This window comes from Micromonospora sp. CPCC 205554 (assembly GCF_036902745.1).
In the GTDB taxonomy this organism is placed as follows: Bacteria; Actinomycetota; Actinomycetes; order Mycobacteriales; family Micromonosporaceae; genus Micromonospora; species Micromonospora tulbaghiae.
This window is the reverse complement of the sequence record NZ_JBAKHP010000006.1, coordinates 73,286-90,375: the sequence shown is the minus strand read 5'-3', so window position 1 is coordinate 90,375 and position 17,090 is coordinate 73,286. Positions and strand designations below refer to the sequence as shown.

At 73.2% G+C, this 17,090-nt stretch carries 18 protein-coding genes; 4 read left to right on the top strand and 14 right to left on the bottom strand.

What is annotated here, in order from left to right; translation table 11 throughout:
- Nucleotides 1–9: 9 nt before the first annotated feature.
- Complete coding sequence (locus tag V6U82_RS10735) at nt 10–1,158, top strand: class I SAM-dependent methyltransferase (RefSeq protein ID WP_334460814.1); 1,149 nt, start codon at nt 10–12, stop codon at nt 1,156–1,158.
- 11 nt (nt 1,159–1,169) lie between these two features.
- Here the strand turns inward: V6U82_RS10735 and V6U82_RS10730 are convergent, their stop codons facing one another.
- The gene (locus V6U82_RS10730; RefSeq protein ID WP_334460812.1) at nt 1,170–1,601 is read right to left on the bottom strand and encodes a hypothetical protein; all 432 of its coding nucleotides are present in this window, start codon (nt 1,599–1,601) and stop codon (nt 1,170–1,172) included.
- Between the two features lie 192 nt (nt 1,602–1,793).
- On the opposite strand from V6U82_RS10730, the gene V6U82_RS10725 reads away from it, so the two are divergent.
- Nucleotides 1,794–2,213: a helix-turn-helix domain-containing protein gene (locus V6U82_RS10725; protein WP_026268433.1), complete on the top strand. Its 420-nt coding sequence runs from the start codon at nt 1,794–1,796 to the stop codon at nt 2,211–2,213.
- A 26-nt stretch (nt 2,214–2,239) separates the two neighbouring features.
- Here the strand turns inward: V6U82_RS10725 and V6U82_RS10720 are convergent, their stop codons facing one another.
- From V6U82_RS10720 to V6U82_RS10705, 4 genes are all read right to left on the bottom strand, one after another.
- Nucleotides 2,240–3,382, bottom strand: a complete 1,143-nt coding sequence (locus V6U82_RS10720) for a hypothetical protein (RefSeq protein WP_334460807.1) — start codon at nt 3,380–3,382, stop codon at nt 2,240–2,242.
- Nucleotides 3,375–3,605 (bottom strand): heavy-metal-associated domain-containing protein, encoded by a 231-nt coding sequence (locus tag V6U82_RS10715; RefSeq protein WP_302905479.1) that lies wholly within the window; start codon nt 3,603–3,605, stop codon nt 3,375–3,377. Before V6U82_RS10715 ends, V6U82_RS10720 begins: the two co-directional genes overlap by 8 nt.
- A 109-nt stretch (nt 3,606–3,714) precedes the next feature.
- Nucleotides 3,715–5,835: a RecQ family ATP-dependent DNA helicase gene (locus V6U82_RS10710; protein WP_334460804.1), complete on the bottom strand. Its 2,121-nt coding sequence runs from the start codon at nt 5,833–5,835 to the stop codon at nt 3,715–3,717.
- Nucleotides 5,832–7,589 carry a BTAD domain-containing putative transcriptional regulator gene (locus tag V6U82_RS10705; protein WP_334460803.1) on the bottom strand — a complete coding sequence of 586 codons (1,758 nt, stop codon included), beginning with the start codon at nt 7,587–7,589 and terminating at the stop codon, nt 5,832–5,834. Before V6U82_RS10705 ends, V6U82_RS10710 begins: the two co-directional genes overlap by 4 nt.
- Before the next feature lie 141 nt (nt 7,590–7,730).
- Between V6U82_RS10705 and V6U82_RS10700 the strand changes: the two genes are divergently transcribed.
- Nucleotides 7,731–8,555 carry a hypothetical protein gene (locus V6U82_RS10700; RefSeq protein ID WP_128138395.1) on the top strand — a complete coding sequence of 275 codons (825 nt, stop codon included), beginning with the start codon at nt 7,731–7,733 and terminating at the stop codon, nt 8,553–8,555.
- 58 nt (nt 8,556–8,613) lie between these two features.
- Here V6U82_RS10700 and V6U82_RS10695 read toward each other — a convergent pair whose 3' ends face one another.
- From V6U82_RS10695 to V6U82_RS10660, 8 genes are all read right to left on the bottom strand, one after another.
- Nucleotides 8,614–9,363 (bottom strand): SDR family NAD(P)-dependent oxidoreductase, encoded by a 750-nt coding sequence (locus V6U82_RS10695; protein WP_334460801.1) that lies wholly within the window; start codon nt 9,361–9,363, stop codon nt 8,614–8,616.
- A gap of 141 nt (nt 9,364–9,504) precedes the next feature.
- Nucleotides 9,505–10,623 (bottom strand): branched-chain amino acid ABC transporter permease, encoded by a 1,119-nt coding sequence (locus V6U82_RS10690; RefSeq protein WP_334460800.1) that lies wholly within the window; start codon nt 10,621–10,623, stop codon nt 9,505–9,507.
- Nucleotides 10,620–11,510 carry a branched-chain amino acid ABC transporter permease gene (locus V6U82_RS10685; RefSeq protein ID WP_120573027.1) on the bottom strand — a complete coding sequence of 297 codons (891 nt, stop codon included), beginning with the start codon at nt 11,508–11,510 and terminating at the stop codon, nt 10,620–10,622. The genes V6U82_RS10690 and V6U82_RS10685 overlap by 4 nt, the downstream gene beginning before the upstream one ends.
- Nucleotides 11,507–12,250, bottom strand: a complete 744-nt coding sequence (locus V6U82_RS10680) for an ABC transporter ATP-binding protein (protein ID WP_334460797.1) — start codon at nt 12,248–12,250, stop codon at nt 11,507–11,509. Before V6U82_RS10680 ends, V6U82_RS10685 begins: the two co-directional genes overlap by 4 nt.
- Nucleotides 12,247–12,990 (bottom strand): ABC transporter ATP-binding protein, encoded by a 744-nt coding sequence (locus V6U82_RS10675; protein WP_013288706.1) that lies wholly within the window; start codon nt 12,988–12,990, stop codon nt 12,247–12,249. Before V6U82_RS10675 ends, V6U82_RS10680 begins: the two co-directional genes overlap by 4 nt.
- 3 nt (nt 12,991–12,993) lie before the next feature.
- On the bottom strand, nt 12,994–14,196 hold the full coding sequence (locus V6U82_RS10670) for a substrate-binding domain-containing protein (protein WP_121683413.1): 1,203 nt from the start codon (nt 14,194–14,196) through the stop codon (nt 12,994–12,996).
- Between the two features lie 217 nt (nt 14,197–14,413).
- Entirely contained in the window at nt 14,414–14,659 is a 246-nt protein-coding gene (locus V6U82_RS10665; protein WP_128136765.1) for a hypothetical protein, read from the bottom strand.
- Nucleotides 14,656–14,958, bottom strand: coding sequence for a DivIVA domain-containing protein (locus V6U82_RS10660; RefSeq protein WP_334460793.1), 303 nt, complete (start codon nt 14,956–14,958; stop codon nt 14,656–14,658). The genes V6U82_RS10665 and V6U82_RS10660 overlap by 4 nt, the downstream gene beginning before the upstream one ends.
- Before the next feature lie 278 nt (nt 14,959–15,236).
- Here V6U82_RS10660 and V6U82_RS10655 point away from each other — a divergent pair, with 278 nt between their 5' ends.
- Complete coding sequence (locus V6U82_RS10655; RefSeq protein ID WP_334460791.1) at nt 15,237–15,464, top strand: GntR family transcriptional regulator; 228 nt, start codon at nt 15,237–15,239, stop codon at nt 15,462–15,464.
- A 459-nt stretch (nt 15,465–15,923) separates the two neighbouring features.
- On the opposite strand, the gene V6U82_RS10650 is transcribed toward V6U82_RS10655, so the two are convergent.
- The gene (locus tag V6U82_RS10650; protein WP_334460790.1) at nt 15,924–17,063 is read right to left on the bottom strand and encodes a glycerophosphodiester phosphodiesterase; all 1,140 of its coding nucleotides are present in this window, start codon (nt 17,061–17,063) and stop codon (nt 15,924–15,926) included.
- Nucleotides 17,064–17,090: the final 27 nt, after the last annotated feature.

The window sequence follows — 17,090 nt, the reverse complement described above, 5'->3', positions numbered from 1 at the left end:
TAGGTACCGATGCCTGAAGCGTTGGACTCGGCGCTGGCCGAGGTGCGGGCGTTGCTGCTCGCGCCGGGGCTGACCCGCGCGGTCGCCGCCGGGCGCCGTCGTGGGCAGCGCCCCTCGGTGGTACGCGCGGAGCTGCGCCCGGTCACACTGAAGGCCGGTCCCCGGTTGCAGATCGCCGTCTCCGACGGATCACGGCCGCACACCCGGAACGTGGCACCGGGTACGGAGGCCGGCGCCGCAGTCGACGAACTGCTCGCCGAACCGTTCGGCAACTGGCACGTCGAGACCGCCGACGCCACGCTCCAGCTCCGCGTCACCAAGTCCGGCGAGGCGCAGGTGCACCGCGCGACGGCAAGCCGTCCGGCCGCCGAGCCGGGCGGGCACGACCGGGCCAAGGAGTGGCTGCTCGACCCCGGTGACCCCCTGTTCCAGGAGATCGGCGGCTCGGCGGCCAAACGCCGCCAGGTCGACGCTTTCCTGCGCGCGCTCGCGGCCACGCTGCCCGACGACCTCACCGGCCCGCTGCGGGTGGTGGACCTGGGTTGCGGCAACGCGTACCTGACCTTCGCCGCCTACCGCTACCTGGTGCAGCGCGGCCTGGACGTGACGCTCGTCGGGGTGGACGTCCGCGAGGACCAGCGCCGCCGCAACACCGAGCTGGCCGAGCGGCTGGGCTGGGCGGACCGGGTCGGGTTCGTGGCCGGCACCATCGCCGAGGCGCCCGTCGAACCGGCGCCCGACCTGGTGCTGGCGCTGCACGCCTGCGACACCGCGACCGACGAGGCGCTGGCCCGGGCGGTGCGCTGGGGCGCCCGCTGGGTGCTCGCCGCACCCTGCTGCCACCACGACCTCGCCGCCCAGCTCCGGGCCGGTCAGGCACCCGCGCCGTACGAGCTGCTGACCCGGCAGGGCATCCTGCGGGAGCGGTTCGCCGACGTGCTCACCGACTCGCTGCGGGCCGGGCTGCTGCGCCTGCACGGCTACCGCACCGAGGTGGTGGAGTTCGTCGACTCCCAGCACACGCCGCGCAACCTGCTCATCCGGGCGCGGCGGACGGCGGGTGCGCCGACCGACGCGCAGCGCGCGGAGTATCGCGAGCTGGTCGGCCAGTGGGGTGTCACGCCCCGGCTGGAGACGTTGCTGGCCGAGGCGCGCTGAGCCACGGCGGTCTACCGCCCCGGGTCGCTCCGGTTGCGGTCGCCCCGGTCCAGCACCGACACCCGCTCACCGGCGCCCCGGCGCGGTGCCCGCTCGCCGTCGTGCGACGTGCTCGGGAACGGCACCACCTTCCCCGGCTGGTCGGCGTTCCCGGCGGCGGCGAAGGCGTTCCACGAGATGTCCACGAGCATCCGCTTCAGCTCGGCGTGCCGGACCGCGGCGTTGCGCTGCAACGCCATTCGCGCTCCCAGCACCACCGAGGCCAGCGTCGTGCAGATCGCACCGGTCGCGGCGATCAGGTGTACGCCGGTCGCGTCGTCGCCGCGTACCGCCAGCACCAGCAGCCAGATCCAGAAGCCGAGCGCGAACAACGCGGCCTTGGCTACGAAGAAGAGGCTCACCGCGCCGGGGCGATGCGGTACGGGACGGTCCGGCTCGGCCATGCTGTTCCTCCATCGGCTCCCAGGGTTCGCCCAGACTATTACCCGAAGTGCATTGCCCGAAGCAGACTTCCGCAGTCATCGGGTCTCGCCGACGGGACCTCCGGACCGATCAGTCAGTTACTTCTCCGGCCCGGCGTACTAGGCTCGGTGCGCGAGCCGGGCCACCGGAGGAAGGGGACAGATCCACCAGGGATGGGTTCCGCAGACGTTTCGCCACAGATGGCCTTCGCGCGCTTCGTACGCCGGGCCATCGACGCCGCGCGCGAGGAGCGCGGCTGGACGGTGACCGACCTCGCCACCCACACCGGTGTCGGCCGTTCCACGGTGTTCCGCTGGTTGGCCGGAGACTGGCAGGACTACCCCGAACTCGCGAAGGTCCGCGGCTTCTGCGCCGCCCTCGACCTGCCCGTGGCGGCCGCGTTCCGCGCGCTGGGCCTGCCCGACGCCGGGCCGGTGCCCCGCCGCCGGGGCGCCGAGGACGGCCCGGTCGAGGCCGACGTGCGGGTCATCCTCGATCGGCTCGCCGACCCGAACGTGCCCGCCGAGGAGAAGCACCACATCCGCGATCTGCTCCGCTACCTGGCCCGCCGCCCGGTCCGCCGGGCCGGCTGACCGCTCAGTCGGCGACGGCCCGCGACTCAGGCCACGGTCAGCGTGAACTCGGCGGTCCGCACCACGCCGCCGACCTGGAAGTCCAGGAACATCCGGTAGCTGCCGGGCCCCGGCGCGGTCAGCCAGAACGTCACGTCGTCGCCGTCGCGCACCGGCTCCGGGTGCACGTGCAGGTAGCCGAGATCGCCCTCACGCAACGCCACCAGGTGCCCGTACGCCCCGAGGTACGGCTCCAGCGCCGCCGCCGCGCCGTCCGCGCCGGTGACCCGGAACCGCAGCGGCACCGACTTCCCCACCTCCGGCGTGCCGGCGTACTCGACGGTGAACCCGTCGACGGCGGCCGACGTGGCGGCGGCGGGCAGCGGGCGGGGCCGGTACGCGCCGGACGCGGTCAGGTCGGCGCCCAGCACCACGGCGACCTGGCGACCGTCGTCGGCCACGGCGGTGAAGTCCGCGTACATCCGCCAGGGGCCGGCCTCCGGCGCCGTGATCGGCACCGACCATGTGCCGTCGGCTGCCATCGTCGGGTGCAGATGCCGGTAGCCGCTGAGGTCACGCCGGACCATGATCACGTGCATCGGCTTGTCGTGCACGACGGCGAAGCGGGTGGCCGCCCGGCGCTGGTCGTCGCGGATCTGGAAGCGCAGCTCACCGGCACGGCCCGCGACCAGCTCGGTCGACGGCACAAGCGTGTAGCCGGCCGAGGTGATCGACAGCCCGGTCGCGCCGTCGCCGCCGCCCTGGGCGACTGTGGCGCCGTCGTGCGTGTGCGCGCCGGTCCCCGGTGAGTGGGCGTGCGCGCCGCCGTCGGCGCCGCCCGTGGCGACCCCGGCCGTGGCACCGGCGGGCCGGGCCGGATCGGCCGGCGCGTTCATCCGCCCGAGACCGAAGCCGAGCAGGACGGCGAGCACCAGGCCGCCCACCACCAGGGCCAGCCGCAACGTCTCCCGGTCCACCACGGCGGGACCGGCCGAGCCGCCCGCGCCGTCACCGGACCGCGCCGCGCCACCCCACCGCGCGGCGTCGTCGGACGGAGCGGCGTCACCGGACGGAGCGGCGTCACCGGACCGCGCGGCGTGGCCGGGCTGTGCCGCGGGAGCGCCGGAGCCGGCCTCGGAGTCGTCGGGGACGACGCCGGTGCCGGACGTGACGGACGACGACTCAGGCACCGCCGCCGACCAGCTCGTAGCCCGCCTCGTCCACGGCGGCACGCACGGACTCGACGGACAGCGGCGCCGCGCTGGTCACAGTGGCGGTGCCGCTGGTCAGATCGATGCGGACCTCGTCGACACCGGGCAGCGCGGACAGCTCCTCGGTCACCGCCTTGACGCAGTGTTCGCAGGTCATCCCGGTCACGGTGTACGTCTGGACGACGGGTCGCTGCTCGGTCATGACCCCACGGTACCGCCGCCCGGGTGCCGGCCCGACGACGGTCCGCCGACGGTGGTGACGCTCGCATTCCGCCCGGCCCGGGAACTTTCCGCGCAGGCCGGGAGACGGGTCAGCCGGCCACCGCGAGCGCCAGCGGCAGCACGTCCGGCGCGCCGGCCCGGCGCAGCAGCCGCGCCACCATGCCCATCGTCCAGCCGGAGTCGACCAGGTCGTCCACGAGCAGCACCGGCCCGTCCAGCCCGGGCAGCGCGCCGGCCAGCTCGTCGGGCAGGCGGAAGGCGTCGTGCAGCGCGCGTACCCGCTGGGCGCTGTTGCCCCGCGGCCCGCCGGCCCCGGCCGGGCCGGTGGGGTCGACGTGGCCCAGCAGCGGCAGCCGGCCCACGGCGGCGATCCGCTCGGCCAGCGAGCCGACCAGCAGCGGCCGCGTCCGGGAGCCGACCGCGACCACGCCTGCCGGCCGCCGGGGCCACGGGTCGTCGCCGTGCGCCCACGCCTTCAGCACCTCGACCACGGCGGCCACCACGTCGTCGGGCACCGGGCCGTCCGGCGCCTCCGGCCCGACCAGCCCGCGCAGCCGCCCGCCCCACCCCAGGTCGGACAGGCGCCCCACGGCCCGGCCGGGCAGCGCCTGCTCCGCCGGGGGGATGCGGCCCTTCAGGGGTACGCCGACCGCCTCCAACCCGGTCGGCCACAGCTTCTTCGGCGGAATCGGCACACCGGGGCGCCCGAGGAACGTCTGCGCGGCGGTCAGCGCCTGCCCGGAGACCTCTGCGTCGAACAGCGGGCCGGCACAGTTGTCGCACCGCCCGCAGTCGGCCGCCCCGCTGTCGTCCAGGCCCTCCCGCAGGTAGCGCATCCGGCAGGCGGACGTCGAGGCGTACTCCCGCATGGCCCGCTGCTCGGCGGCGCGCGCGTCGGCGACGCGCCGCAACCGGGCCTCGTCGTAGACCCAGGGCTCGCCGGTGGCGAGCCAGCCGCCGCGCACCCGGCGGACCGCGCCGTCCACGTCGAGCACCTTGAGCATCAGCTCCAGCCGGGCCCGGCGCAGGTCGACCACCGGCTCCAGGGCCTGGGTGGAGATCGGCCGTTCGGTGTCCAGCGCGGCGAGCACGGCGCGGACCTGTTCCTCGGGCGGGAAGGCGAGCGAGGCGAAGTACCGCCAGATGGCCGCGTCCTCCGCGCCGGGCAGCAGCAGCACCTCGGCGTGCTCGACGGCCCGGCCCGCGCGGCCGACCTGCTGGTAGTAGGCGATCGGCGAGGGCGGCGCGCCCAGGTGCACCACGAAGCCGAGGTCGGGCTTGTCGAAGCCCATGCCGAGCGCGCTCGTGGCGACCAGTGCCTTGATCTTGTTGTCCAGCAGGTCCTGCTCGGCGGCCCGCCGGTCGGCGTCCTCGGCCTGGCCGGTGTAGGAGGCGACCGACCAGCCCTGCCCGCGCAGGAACTCGGCCGTCTCGGTGGCCGCCGCCACGGTGAGCGTGTAGACGATCCCCGAGCCGGGGAGCCGGTCCAGGTGGTCGGCCAGCCAGGCCAGGCGGTGGGCGGGGCTCGGCAGATCGAGTACGCCGAGGCGCAGCGACTCGCGGTCCAGCGTGCCGCGCAGCACCAGCGCGTCACCCAACTGCTCGGCCACGTCCTGCGTGACCCGGGCGTTGGCGGTGGCGGTGGTCGCCAGCACCGGCGTGCGCTCGGGCAGGTTGGCCAGGAACGTGCGCAGCCGCCGGTAGTCGGGGCGGAAGTCGTGCCCCCAGTCGGAGACGCAGTGCGCCTCGTCCACCACGAGCAGCCCGGTGGTGGCGGCGAGCTTCGGCAGGACGCCGTCGCGGAAGTCCGGGTTGTTCAGGCGCTCCGGGCTGATCAGCAGCACGTCGACGGCACCGGCGTGGATCTCCGCGGTGATCTCGTCCCACTCGTCCAGGTTCGCCGAGTTGATCGTGCGCGCCCGGATGCCGGCCCGGGCGGCGGACTCGACCTGGTTGCGCATCAGCGCCAGCAACGGCGAGACGATCACGGTCGGCCCGTGCTGGTTCCCCTCGCGCAGCAGCGCGGTGGCCACGAAGTAGACGGCCGACTTGCCCCAGCCGGTGCGCTGCACGCAGAGCACCCGCCGCCGGTCGACCACGAGCGCCTCGATGGCCCGCCACTGGTCCTCGCGCAGCCGGGCGTGGTCACCCGCCAGCCGCCGCAGCACCGCCTCGGCACGCTCCCGGACGGCCATCCGATCCTGGCTCATCCGGCATTTCTACCAGGGGTGGCCGGCGCTGCCGGCGGGCCGGGCGACAAGGTGGGCGGCGGTCCGGGCGCCGGTGCGGGCGGCAGGAAGATCAACAGCTCGCGCAACGAGTCCGTCGCCGCCGCCGGCAGCAGGCACCGCGAGGCCAGTTCCTCCATCGACGTGTACGGGCCGCGCATCCGCCGGTCGACCACCACGTGCTGCGCCTGCGACCGGGTCAGTCCCGGCAGCCCGGCGATCACGTGGTCCGGCACCGAGTTGACGTCCACCAGTCCGCCGTCGTCGTACGCCCGGGGCAGATCGGGTCGCCCGATGCGCAGGTCGTCCCGCGCCGACGGGTACTGGTAGAGCAGGTAACGGGCGTACTCCCGGCGCAGCCGGTTGCGGTCGGCGTACGGCCGCCCACGCCAGAGTCCGCGCAGCCAGGCGAGCAGCCGGCCGTTGAGCAGCACCACGTGCGGTACGCCCGCCGCCCAGGTGGTCAGCCAGATCACCATCAGGGTGGCCTCGGGCGCGCTGACCTCCTCGGTCTCGCTGCTGCCGATGACCACCACGAACGTCACGGCCACGGTCAGGTAGCAGACCGCGGCGAGGACGCTGCCCCAGCCCCGGCGCCAGACCCCGTAGAGGAGCACCACCAGCCAGGTGAGCATGCCGAACGAGAACAGGGCGACGAGCGCGCCGCCCACCGTCGCGACGACGCTCAACCAGCCGGGCACACCGGAAGGACGCCTGGACGGCGGCACGGCGCCGATCAGCGGCGCGACCGGGGGCGAGACCCAGGGCGGCAGGCCCGTCGGCGGATCACCCGGGCCGGCCGGCGGCGGCGGGAACGGACTGCCCGGCTGCGCCGGGACGGTGAACTGGACCGGCACGGTGAGCTGGGCCGATGCTTCGGCAGGGGATTCGACAGCGGCCGGAATCGGCTCCGGGTCGCCCGCCCGCCTCCCGCCCGTCCCAGCCCCTTCCGGACGCGCCTGCGGCAGGAGGTCCGGGTCGGCGCGCAGGATGCGCCGGTGCAGATCCTGGAGCGCCCCGCCCGGCTCGATGCCGTACTCGTCGCGGAGCAGCCCGGCGTAGTCACGGTAGGCGGCCAGCGCCTCGGCCTGCCGTCCGCTTCGGTGCAACGCCAGCATGAGCTGGTGGCGCAGCCGCTCCCGGACCGGGAACTCGGCGACCAGCTCGACCAGCCGGCCGACCAGCTCGCCGTGCCGGCCGTCGGCCAGCTCCAGCTCGGTACGTGTCTCCAGCGCGACCGCGCGCAGCTCGACCAGCCGGTGCCGGGCCGTGTCGAAGTACGCGCCGGCGAACCCGGTGAACGGCTCCCCCTGCCACAGCTCCAGCGCGGCGTTCACCTCGGCCAGCGCCTCCGCCGTACGCCCGGCCGCCTGTGCCGAGCGCGCCCGCCGCACGCCGCGCTCGAAGCGCGCCACGTCCACCGCCTCGGGCGGCACGCGCAGCAGGTATCCGGCGTCGGTGAGGGTGAGCACCCGGGCCGGCGTACGCGGCGACCGGTCGGGTTCCAGCATCCGGCGCAGACCGGCCACGTGCTTCTGCACCACGTTGAGGCCGTTCACCGGCGCCTCGTCCGGCCAGACCGCCTCGACGATCTGCGCGGTCGGCACGGGACGGCCCACGGCGAGCAGCAGCACGGCCAGCACGGCCCGCTGCTTGGCCGGGCCGAGGTCGAGTGTTCGGCCGGCGTACCAGGCCCGCTGCGGGCCGAGGAGTTCGAAGCGCAGCGCCTCTGACATGCGAGTTTCCGCCCCCGTACCGACTGCCCCCGCCCACCGTGGCCGACGGCAGTCGGACGGCAGCATAACGGCAGCGGGACCGCCGTGACGGCTGGCGATACTTCCCCGGCAACAATCACCTGGGAAAGCGAGTCGAACACCATGACGCAGCGAATCGGTTCCGCCGCCGGCCTCCGGCGGGTCGCGGCTCTCGCGACGGCCGTGCTGGCCACCACCGTTCTGTCCGCGGGGTGCGGGACCGGGGACGCCACCGAGGGCGCCGGACCGGCGCCGAGCCCGTCGGCCGACCCGAAGGCGGCGCTGCTGGCCGCCGTGCCGGACGACAAGGACCCGGCCTTCCGGTTCTCCACCGTCGAGGGTGCGGAGAAGTTCGACGGGGTGGTCGACCCGGCGACGCGCGGCCTCGAGATGTCCATGTCGGAGAAGAGCCAGGACCCGGAGTTCACCATGGGGATGACTTTCCGCGTCATCGACGAGGACATCTGGGTACGGGTCAAGATCACCGGTATGCCCGGTCTGCAGGACATGATGAAGCTGCCGAAGCGCTGGATGCTCCTGGACCGCACGAAGCTCGACGACGCCTCGGAGGTGCCGGTCTACCAGAACGCCGACCCGGCCAACACGGCCGCTGTCATCCGGACCGCGGAGACGGTCGAGGACCGCGGTAACGGCACGTACGGCGGGTTCGCCGACCTGACCGCGAACGCCGACATCCGCGCCAGCTTCAGCACCGTGGACGTGGACGCCCTCGGTGACGCGGCGAAGAAGGTGCCGTTCACGGCTGTGGTCGGGCCGGACGGGAACCTCACGTCGCTGACCCTGGACGTGCCGGCCGCGGGCAAGAAGAAGGCGATGAAGCTGGTCGCCAAGTACTACGACTTCGGCAAGGCGCCGAAGATCAGCGCGCCTGCGGGCGCGGAGGTGCAGAAGGCGCCGGCGTCGGCGTACGAGATGCTCAACGGCTGACCACGACGGACGCGCGAGGGGCGGTGGCCACACGGGGGGCCGCCGCCCCTTCCGCGTGTCAGCGGCCGAGCACGGAACCGCCGTTGACGCCGAGCACCTGCCCGGTGACGTACCCGGCGGACGGGCCGACCAGGTAGCGCACGGCCGCCGCGATGTCGTCCGGCACACCGGCCCGGCCGACGAGCGTGGCGGCGACCCGCTTGGCGTGCCCCTCCGGCGTCATCCGGTCGCCGAAGAACTCGGTCTCGGCGACGTAGCCGGGGCTGACCACGTTGACAGTGATCTGTTCCGGACCGAGCTGGGCGGCCAGGTCGTACGCCCAGCCGTGCAGCGCGGCCTTCGCGGCCGAGTACGGCCCGCCGCCACCGCGCTGCGCGGCGATCGAGCTGAGCAGGACCACCCGGCCGCCGGGGCGGCGCAGGGCGGGCAGGAGCGCCTCGGTGAGCAGGACGGCGGTCAGCACGTTGGCGTCCAGGTTGGCCCGCCACCAGTCCGCCACCCCGCCGAGCGAGTCGGTCGACCCGCCGAGGTAGCCGCCGGCGTTGTTGACCACGGCGTCCACGGCCCGCTCCCCGACGGCGTCCACCACCGCGCCGACCTGCCCCGGGTCGGTCAGGTCGGCCGCGACCGCGGTGACCGCCCCGTCCCGCCCGCTCTCGTCACGGATCCGCCGCGCCGCCGATTCGAGCACGTCGACCCGCCGCCCCACGACGAGAACGTCGAACCCGTCGGTCACGAGCCCGCGCGCCACCGCGGCCCCGATCCCGGTCCCACCCCCACTGACAACCGCAAGCCGCCGATCCCCCATGAGGTCTCCCTTCCCGCTCTCCCCGCCCGCCCCGCTCTCCCCGTTGATCAAGGAGTTTGCGTCATCCTAGCCGCGGAATCAGGACACAAACTCCTTGATCAACGGGGTGAGGAGAGGGAAAGGGGAGAGGGCGGGGGCGGGTCAGCGGGGGCGGCGGAGGGCGGTCAGGAGGGGAGTCAGGCGGGATCTCAGGCTGGCCAGGCCGCCGGGGAAGAAGTAGACGGCCAGGATGAAGACCGTGCCCAGGACGAACAGGGGCTGGCTCAGCGGGTGGCTGAGGAACGCGGGCAGGCTGTTCACCGCCTCGCTGCTGCCGAACGCGGTGAGCCGGTGGTCCAGGTACATGTAGAGGACGCCGCCCAGCACCGGCCCCCACCGCGTACCGGGACCGCCGAGCACCACCATGACCAGCAGCGACAGCGTCAGCTCCGACGAGGTGATGTGCGGGCTCGCGCCGCCGACGATCAGCACGTACACCACCCCACCGGCCGACGCGAGGCCGCCGGCCAGCGTGAACGCGACGAGCTTGAACCGGTACGGGTCGAGTCCGAGCACCCCGATCCGCCGCTCGTCGTCGCGCAGCCCGGCCAGCACCCGCCCGGTCGGCGAGGCGCTGACCCGGTGCACGACCAGGACGACGATCGCCAGGTACGCCAGCGCCAGCCAGTAGAGGTTCACCGTGTTGGTGACACCCACCAGCGCCGCCGGCAGCCCGGAGACGTCCAGCGGCAAACCCTCCTCGCCGCCGGTGAGGCCACCGAAGTCGCGGGCCACCAGGATCGCCCCGACCTGCGCGAACGCCAGCGTCACCATGGCGAACGCGATACCCACGGTGCGCAGGGCCACCGCGCCGAGCAGCGCGGCGAGCGTGGTACCACCGATCACCGTGAGCACGGCGGCCTGCCACAGGGGCAGCCCGGCCTTGGTGACCAGGATGTCGGTGCCGTACACCCCGGCGGCGAAGTAGAGGGCGTGGCCGAAGGAGAGCATCCCGGTACGCCCGAACAGCAGGTCGTAGCCGGCCGCGAGCCCGCCGAAGACCAGGCAGATGGCGAGCAGTTGCAGCGTGCCCGGCGAGTTCAGCGGCCCCTCGAAGATCCCCGGCAGGTGCAGTGTGGAGTACGGCAGGATCGCCGCCACCACGAGCGCGACCAGCGGCAGGTACGGGCGCAGTCCGTGCCAGCGGGCCCGGCCGGGGGTCAGCTCGTCCGGCACCGCCGCCGGGGGTGCGGGCGCCTCGGCGCTCTTGACCTCGGTCATGCGTGAGCCACCTTTCCGGCCAGGCCCTGCGGACGCAGCAGCAGCACCACGGCGAGCAGACCGACCACGCACAGGTCGCCCAGCCCGGACGTGCCGTAGTAGTTGACGAACTGTTGCAGCAGCCCCACCGCGACCGCCGCGTACGCGGACCCGACCACCGAGCCCATCCCGCCGATCACCACCACGATGAACGCGAAGATCAGCAGCGAGCCGCCCTGTCCCGGTGAGACGGTGCCGAAGTAGACGCCGCCGAGCGCGCCGGCCAGCGCGGCGGCGGCCCCGCCGATGGCGAAGACCAGCGTGAACGCCTTGCGCACGTCGATGCCGAGCGCCGTGACCATCTCCCGGTTCTCCACGCCGGCCCGGATGATCAGGCCGTACCGGGTCCAGCGCAGGAACGCCAGCAACGCACCGAGCACCACGGCGGCGGCGACGATCAGCAGCAGCCCGGCGTTCGGCACCTGGGCGCCGAACACCCCTGTCACGCCCCGGCTCCAGTCCGGCCGCGGGAACGGACGCGGGTCCGCGCCCCAGGTGGCCTGGAGCAGCGCCACCCCGGCCAGCGACAGGCCGACGGTGACCAGCACCTGTTCGATGGTGCGGGAGTACAGCGGCCGGATCAGCACCAGCTCCACCAGCACCGCGACGAGCGACCCGGCCAGCACGCCGAAGACGACTGCCAGCACGAAGCCGAACCCGTCCGGCCCGGCGCCGGGCAGGTTGCCCGCCGCCCACCACGTCGCGTACGCGCCGACGCCGAGGAACAGCCCGTGCGCGAAGTTGAGCACGTCGGCGAGGCCGAAGACCAGGGAGAGGCCGGAGGCGACGAGGAAGTACAGCGCCGCCAGGCCGAGCCCGGTCAGCGTCAGCAGGACCACCGTGTTCACGCGTGCACCTCCCCGGAACCCGAACCCACACCGAGCAACGACTTGGTCAGCGCCGTCTCCAGCAGCAGCTCCTGGGCGTCGCCGGTCCAGGCGACCTTCCCGGCGGAGAGCACCACCGCGTCGGTCGCCAGCCGCCGTACCACCGCCAGGTTCTGCTCGACCAGCAGCACCGGCACGGATTCCGCCACCCGTTCCAGCACCTCGGCCACCTCGGTCACCACCTTCGGCGCCAACCCCTTCGTCGGCTCGTCGACCAGCAGCAGCCGGTTGTCGTTCAGCAGCACCCGGCCGATCGCGAGCATCTGCTGCTGCCCGCCGGACAGCGAGCCGGCCCGTTGCCGTCCGCGCCGCTCCAGCTCCGGGAAAAGCGAGAAGACCTTGTCGTACGCGGGCGTGACGCCCCGCCGTTCGGCCAGCCGCAGGTTCTCCGCGACGGTGAGCGCGGCGAAGACGCAGCGGTCCTCCGGCACGTAGCCGAGGCCGTCGCGGACCAGCCGGTGCGTGGGGCGGGCGAGCAGGCTGCGCGCCCCCATGCGTACGCTGCCGCGCACCTCGCCGCCGCGCGGCGTCAGCCCGACGATCGCGCGCAGCGTGGTGGTCTTGCCGACGCCGTTGCGCCCGAGCAGCACAGTGACGCCGGTGGGCGCGACCTCGAACGACACCCCTTGGAGGATGTGCAGTCCGGCGATCCGCACGGACAGGTCCGCCACGGACAGGACAGGCTCACTCCTCGCGCTCACAGCGCCTCCCCCAGGTACGCCTCCTGCACGGTGGCGTTCGCCATCACCGTGTCCGGGGTGTCGCACGCCAGCAGCGCGCCGTGGTGCATCACGGCGATCCGGTCGGCCAGCTCCAGGATCACGTCCATGTGGTGCTCCACCATGAGCACCGCCCGGCCACTGTCCCCGGTCAACGACTTGATCACGCTGACCAGTTCGGGCACGTCCTCGGCGCTCACCCCGGCCATCGGCTCGTCGAGCAGCATCACCCGGGGCTCACCGGCGAGCAGCAGCGCGATCTCCAGCTTGCGCTTCTCGCCGTGGGCCAGGGTGCCGGCGAGCGCCGTACCCCTGTGGTGCAGACCGACCCGGTCGAGCGCCGCGTCGGCGGCGGCGGCCACCTCCCGGTCGGCCGCCGCCCGCCGCCACAACTTCATCGAGCCACCCCGGTGTGCCTGTACGGCGAGCCGGACGTTCTCCCGCACGCTCAGCGAGCCGAAGACCGAGGACGCCTGGAAGGTACGCCCGAGTCCGAGCCGGGCACGCCGGTGCGGCGGAAGCGCGGTGATGTCCGCGCCGTCCAGCAGGACCGTGCCCTCGGTGGGCCGGCGCAGGCCGGTGATCAGGTTGAACAGGGAGGTCTTGCCGGCGCCGTTGGGCCCGATCACGCCGAGGAACTCCCCCGGCGCCAGATCGAGGTAGACGGAGTCGACGATGGCGACCTCACCGATCCGCCAGGTCAGACCGCGGGTGGCGAGCACGGGTCAGCCCTTCATCTGCGCGACCGGCGGCGCGCTCTCGTCACCGGTGAGCGACTTCTGCGCGGTCGCCGTGAAGGCGGTGCCGCTGCCGGAGAGCTTGGCCTGGTACATCGGCTGGAGCAGGGCGTGGTCCTCGGCGCGGATCTTCATGGTGCCCTTGACGCCCTCGAACTCCCAGCCCTCCAGCGCCTTGACCATCTTCTCCACGTCGTCGCCGCCCTCCTGCACGGCGCGGACGACCATCTGCGCGGCGGCGAACCCGTCCGGGTGGAACAGGTCGAGCGTGCCGCCCGGCACCTTCGCCTTCGCGGCCTTGGCGGCCTCGGTGTCGCTCGCCCCGTCGAAGTAGTGCGACAGGAACGAGATCTTGCTGCCGGCCGCGCCGAACGTCGGCCACGAGGCGCGGATGTCCAGGCCGGTGACGACAGTGGTGGAGGCGAGGACGCCCTGCTGGTCGAGCGTCTGCCACATGGCGCCGGCGGTGGTGCCGGCCCAGGCGACGAAGAGCAGGTCCGGCTTGGCGGCCTTGATCTGGCTGGCGAACGGCGTGAACTCGGTGGCGCTGGCCGGGGCCCGGACGCTGCTCACGTTCGCCCCGGCGCCGCCGATCACGGCCTTCACGGCGGCCTCGTTGGCGTCGCCGAACGCGCCGTCCTGCGCGAACACCACGACCTTCTTGCCAGCCGCGTCGCCGATGAAGGACCGGGCGGTCACCACGTCCTGCCACGACTGCCGGCCGGAACGGAACGTGTACTTGTTCGCGCCGGTCACCGCGTCGGTGGCGGCCGGGCCGGAGATGAACAGCACCTTGTTCTGCGCGGCGATCGGCGCCACCTGGAGCGCCACCCCGGAGGAGGTGGACCCGGCGATGATCTTCGTGCCCTTGCCGATCAGGTCCTTCGCGGCGGACACGGCCTTGGCCGGGTCGCCCGCGTCGTCGGCCTCGGTCACCTCGATCGTGCGGTCACCGACCTTGCCGGTGCCCTTGGTGGCGAAGTCGAGGCCCGCCTTGAAACCCTCGATGTACTGCTTGCCGTAGCTGGCGAGCGGCCCGGACTGGGAGTAGACCAGACCGACCTTGACCGGGGCGGCGTCGCCGCCGCCGGATGCGGTGTCCTGCGGGCTGCCACAGGCCGTGGCGGCCAGAGCGACCGCCACCGAGGTGGCGGCGGTAAGGAACACCCGTCGCGTGTGCCGGATCGTCATTGCGACTCCAGGTGAGGACAGGGGGAATGTCAGTTGTCGGCTCACGCTAGAAGTGACGTCACCCACGGGCTATGTGGTCGGCGCACACAAGTGCCCGCGACGGGGTGGCCGCGCGTTACAACGCCGGACATCGCCACGTAACCGCACCGACCCGGGATGGCCGCATCCGCCACGCACGCCCCGCCGGGAATGTCGCCCCACGCCATCGCGGGCCGGGTCAGCGCCCGCCGCAGTCCCCGTCGTGGTCGGCCGCCCGTGCGCATCGCCGGCCACCGTCGCGCAGCCGGTCGCACCAGACCCAGTGGCGTACGGACTGCTCGTCCTCCCGCGACACGGTCGTCCCGGCGCGCTCCACGTCGGCCAGGAACCCGAGTGCCCGGCAGATGGCCCGCGCGAACGCCCGCGCGCCGTCGAGGTCGGCCGCGAGCACCGGCAGGTGTACGACGAACCGCTCCCTGCTCACCGCTGCGCGCCCGGCGTGAACCGGGACTGCCAGCTCTTGAGCGCCTGCTTGATGCGGGTGTTCTCCTCGGCGTACCGGGACGCGTCTCGCCGGGCCAGCGCCAGGTCACCCGCCACCCGGTAGAGGAAGGCGTGCACCTCCGCCGGGTCGAGCCCGTGCCGCACGGTGCGGAACCTCCGCTCGCGGATCTGCCCGACGCTCAGCGGGCGGCACGAGTCCGATCGGTACCAGCCCTGGTTCGGCGGCCTCCGGGTCTGGTTACGCCGCGCCGACTGGAACAGGTTGAGCACGTTTCGCACGCCGATCCTCCTCACCGAGCCGTGGAGGCGGCCCGCCCGCAGACAGGGGACGCGGGCGGGCCGCCGACCCCGAGGCCGCAGCCCTTTCGGCGGTACGACCCCGGAGCCCAATCCGGGTCCGACTCCCGAGGTTTGCCGAACCAACCGGAGCCGGACGCGGGTCAGCCTACCCAAAATACCTGTGTAGGTCGAGCGTCCACATCGGGCTTTCTGCTTGTTGCAGTTACTGGTGTAGGCCCGGCATGATCGGAGGTGCCGAACCGACCGGAGTCCTCACCATGCCTACAGCCGAAGCGCCGTATCGTCAGATCGCCAACGAACTCGCCGCAAAGATCAGAAGTGGCGAGTTGAAGCCCGGCGACAAGCTGCCCTCGACCCGTGAACTCGCCGAAGCCTATGGCGTCCACATGAACACGGCGTCCCGCGCTCTCTCACTGCTGCACGATCGCGAGTTGATCACCGGCCAGCCCGGCCGAGGCACCTACGTAGCCGAACCCCCAGCCTGATCAACTCCACTACGCCGAGGTAGCGGCATCATCCCGCCCGGAAACAGCCACCTCCCCGAAGTGGCCCCCGCCCCGCCCGACAAGCCTGCCCACCACCGCCCACCACCGCCCACCACCGTCGACCTTGGAGTTATGGCGCCTCGGATGCCCGGTTAGCCCGACTTATCAGGCACCACAACTCCAAGATCGCAGAGGTTTCGGGGCGGCGCGGGCGGGAGCTCCCCGTTCGGCTTGTTGCTGCGTCGAGCGCCGTCCATCGGGCGAGACTGGCGTTCCGCGAGGTGGGATCGGTGGAGATCTTGGTAGGAAAGGGCCCCTATGAGGGCCGTTTGGTACCAAGATCTCTCGGAGCCGGGGAGCCGGGAGAACTCACAGATCGGCTAGGGGGCCGTGACGGACCTGGGCAAGCGGACGGGGTGCCCGCCGTCCCGGCGGGCACCCCGGAAGAAGGACCAGCGGTCAGCGGCCGGCTCGGGCGGCCACGGCCGTGTCGGGGTGGTCGCTGAACACGCCGTCCAGGCCCAGGTCGAGGAACAGTTCGTACTCCGACGTGATGTCACCACGCGCGTTCGGGTCGGTGCCGATGCGGAAGTCCACCGGCAGGAACTGGTTCTCGGCCCGGAACGTCCACGCGTGCACCACCAGCTTCTGCCGGTGCGCGTCGCGGATCACCGAAGTCGGCGCGAGCAGCCGGCCAGTGGCGTCCCGGGGCACGATCAGGTTCTTGTTCAGGCCGACACCGTCGGCGTACCGGGAGACCCAGGCCAGGCCGGCGGGGGTGGCCAGGTCCGCGTAGGTCCGCTTGTCGCCGCCCGCGACGAAGTCGTAGGGCGCGCCGCTCGCGTCCATGAGCTGCACCAGCCGTATGTCGATCATCTTGTCGAGTTTGCGCAGGTTGGCGGTCTCGAAGCTCTGGACGAACACCGGGTCGTTCCGGTGGGTGAGCCGGTTGCGGCGCAGCACCGCCACCAGCGGCTCCTCCAGCGCGCGCCCGATCGACGCGAAGTAGGTGGGGTGCTTCGTCTCCGGGTAGACACCGATGGTCCGGCCGCGGGCCTTCGACTCGGCCCGCGCCAGGTCGATGACCTCCTGGAACGTCGGGATCTCGAACCTGCCGTCGAACGCGGTGTTGGCGACCCGCACCTGGGGCAGCCGCTCCTTGGCCCGCAGCGTCTTCAGCTCGGCCAGCGTGAAGTCCTCGGTGAACCAGCCGGTGACGGTCACCCCGTCGATGGTCTTCGTCGCCTTGCGGGCCGCGTACTCGGGGCGGGCGGCCACGTCCGTCGTACCGGAGATCTCGTTCTCGTGGCGCGCGACCAGGACGCCGTCCATGGTCGAGACCAGATCCGGCTCGATGAAGTCGGCGCCCTGGCGGATGGCGAGCCGGTAGGCCTCCAGGGTGTGCTCCGGGCGGTAGCCGCTGGCGCCCCGGTGGCCGATCACGATCGGCCGCTGGGCCGCGCGGGCCTGCTCGGCGCGGTGGTCCGGGCCGGCGGCGCGGTGGTCGGGGCCAGCCTGGGCGGCCACGGCCGGCACCACCACTGAAGCCGCCGCGAGCAGCGCGCCGGCCACGCCGAGGGCGGAAAGGGTACGTCGCAACGCCGTCTCCTGTCGTCGATGGGTACG

Coding starts and splice junctions, on each gene's coding strand:
- V6U82_RS10735 (WP_334460814.1), top strand. CDS start 10: ATGCCTGAAGCGTTGGACTCGGCGCTGGCCGAGGTGCGGGCGTTGCTG.
- V6U82_RS10730 (WP_334460812.1), bottom strand. CDS start 1,601: ATGGCCGAGCCGGACCGTCCCGTACCGCATCGCCCCGGCGCGGTGAGC.
- V6U82_RS10725 (WP_026268433.1), top strand. CDS start 1,794: ATGGGTTCCGCAGACGTTTCGCCACAGATGGCCTTCGCGCGCTTCGTA.
- V6U82_RS10715 (WP_302905479.1), bottom strand. CDS start 3,605: ATGACCGAGCAGCGACCCGTCGTCCAGACGTACACCGTGACCGGGATG.
- V6U82_RS10710 (WP_334460804.1), bottom strand. CDS start 5,835: ATGAGCCAGGATCGGATGGCCGTCCGGGAGCGTGCCGAGGCGGTGCTG.
- V6U82_RS10705 (WP_334460803.1), bottom strand. CDS start 7,589: ATGTCAGAGGCGCTGCGCTTCGAACTCCTCGGCCCGCAGCGGGCCTGG.
- V6U82_RS10700 (WP_128138395.1), top strand. CDS start 7,731: ATGACGCAGCGAATCGGTTCCGCCGCCGGCCTCCGGCGGGTCGCGGCT.
- V6U82_RS10695 (WP_334460801.1), bottom strand. CDS start 9,363: ATGGGGGATCGGCGGCTTGCGGTTGTCAGTGGGGGTGGGACCGGGATC.
- V6U82_RS10690 (WP_334460800.1), bottom strand. CDS start 10,623: ATGACCGAGGTCAAGAGCGCCGAGGCGCCCGCACCCCCGGCGGCGGTG.
- V6U82_RS10670 (WP_121683413.1), bottom strand. CDS start 14,196: ATGACGATCCGGCACACGCGACGGGTGTTCCTTACCGCCGCCACCTCG.
- V6U82_RS10655 (WP_334460791.1), top strand. CDS start 15,237: ATGCCTACAGCCGAAGCGCCGTATCGTCAGATCGCCAACGAACTCGCC.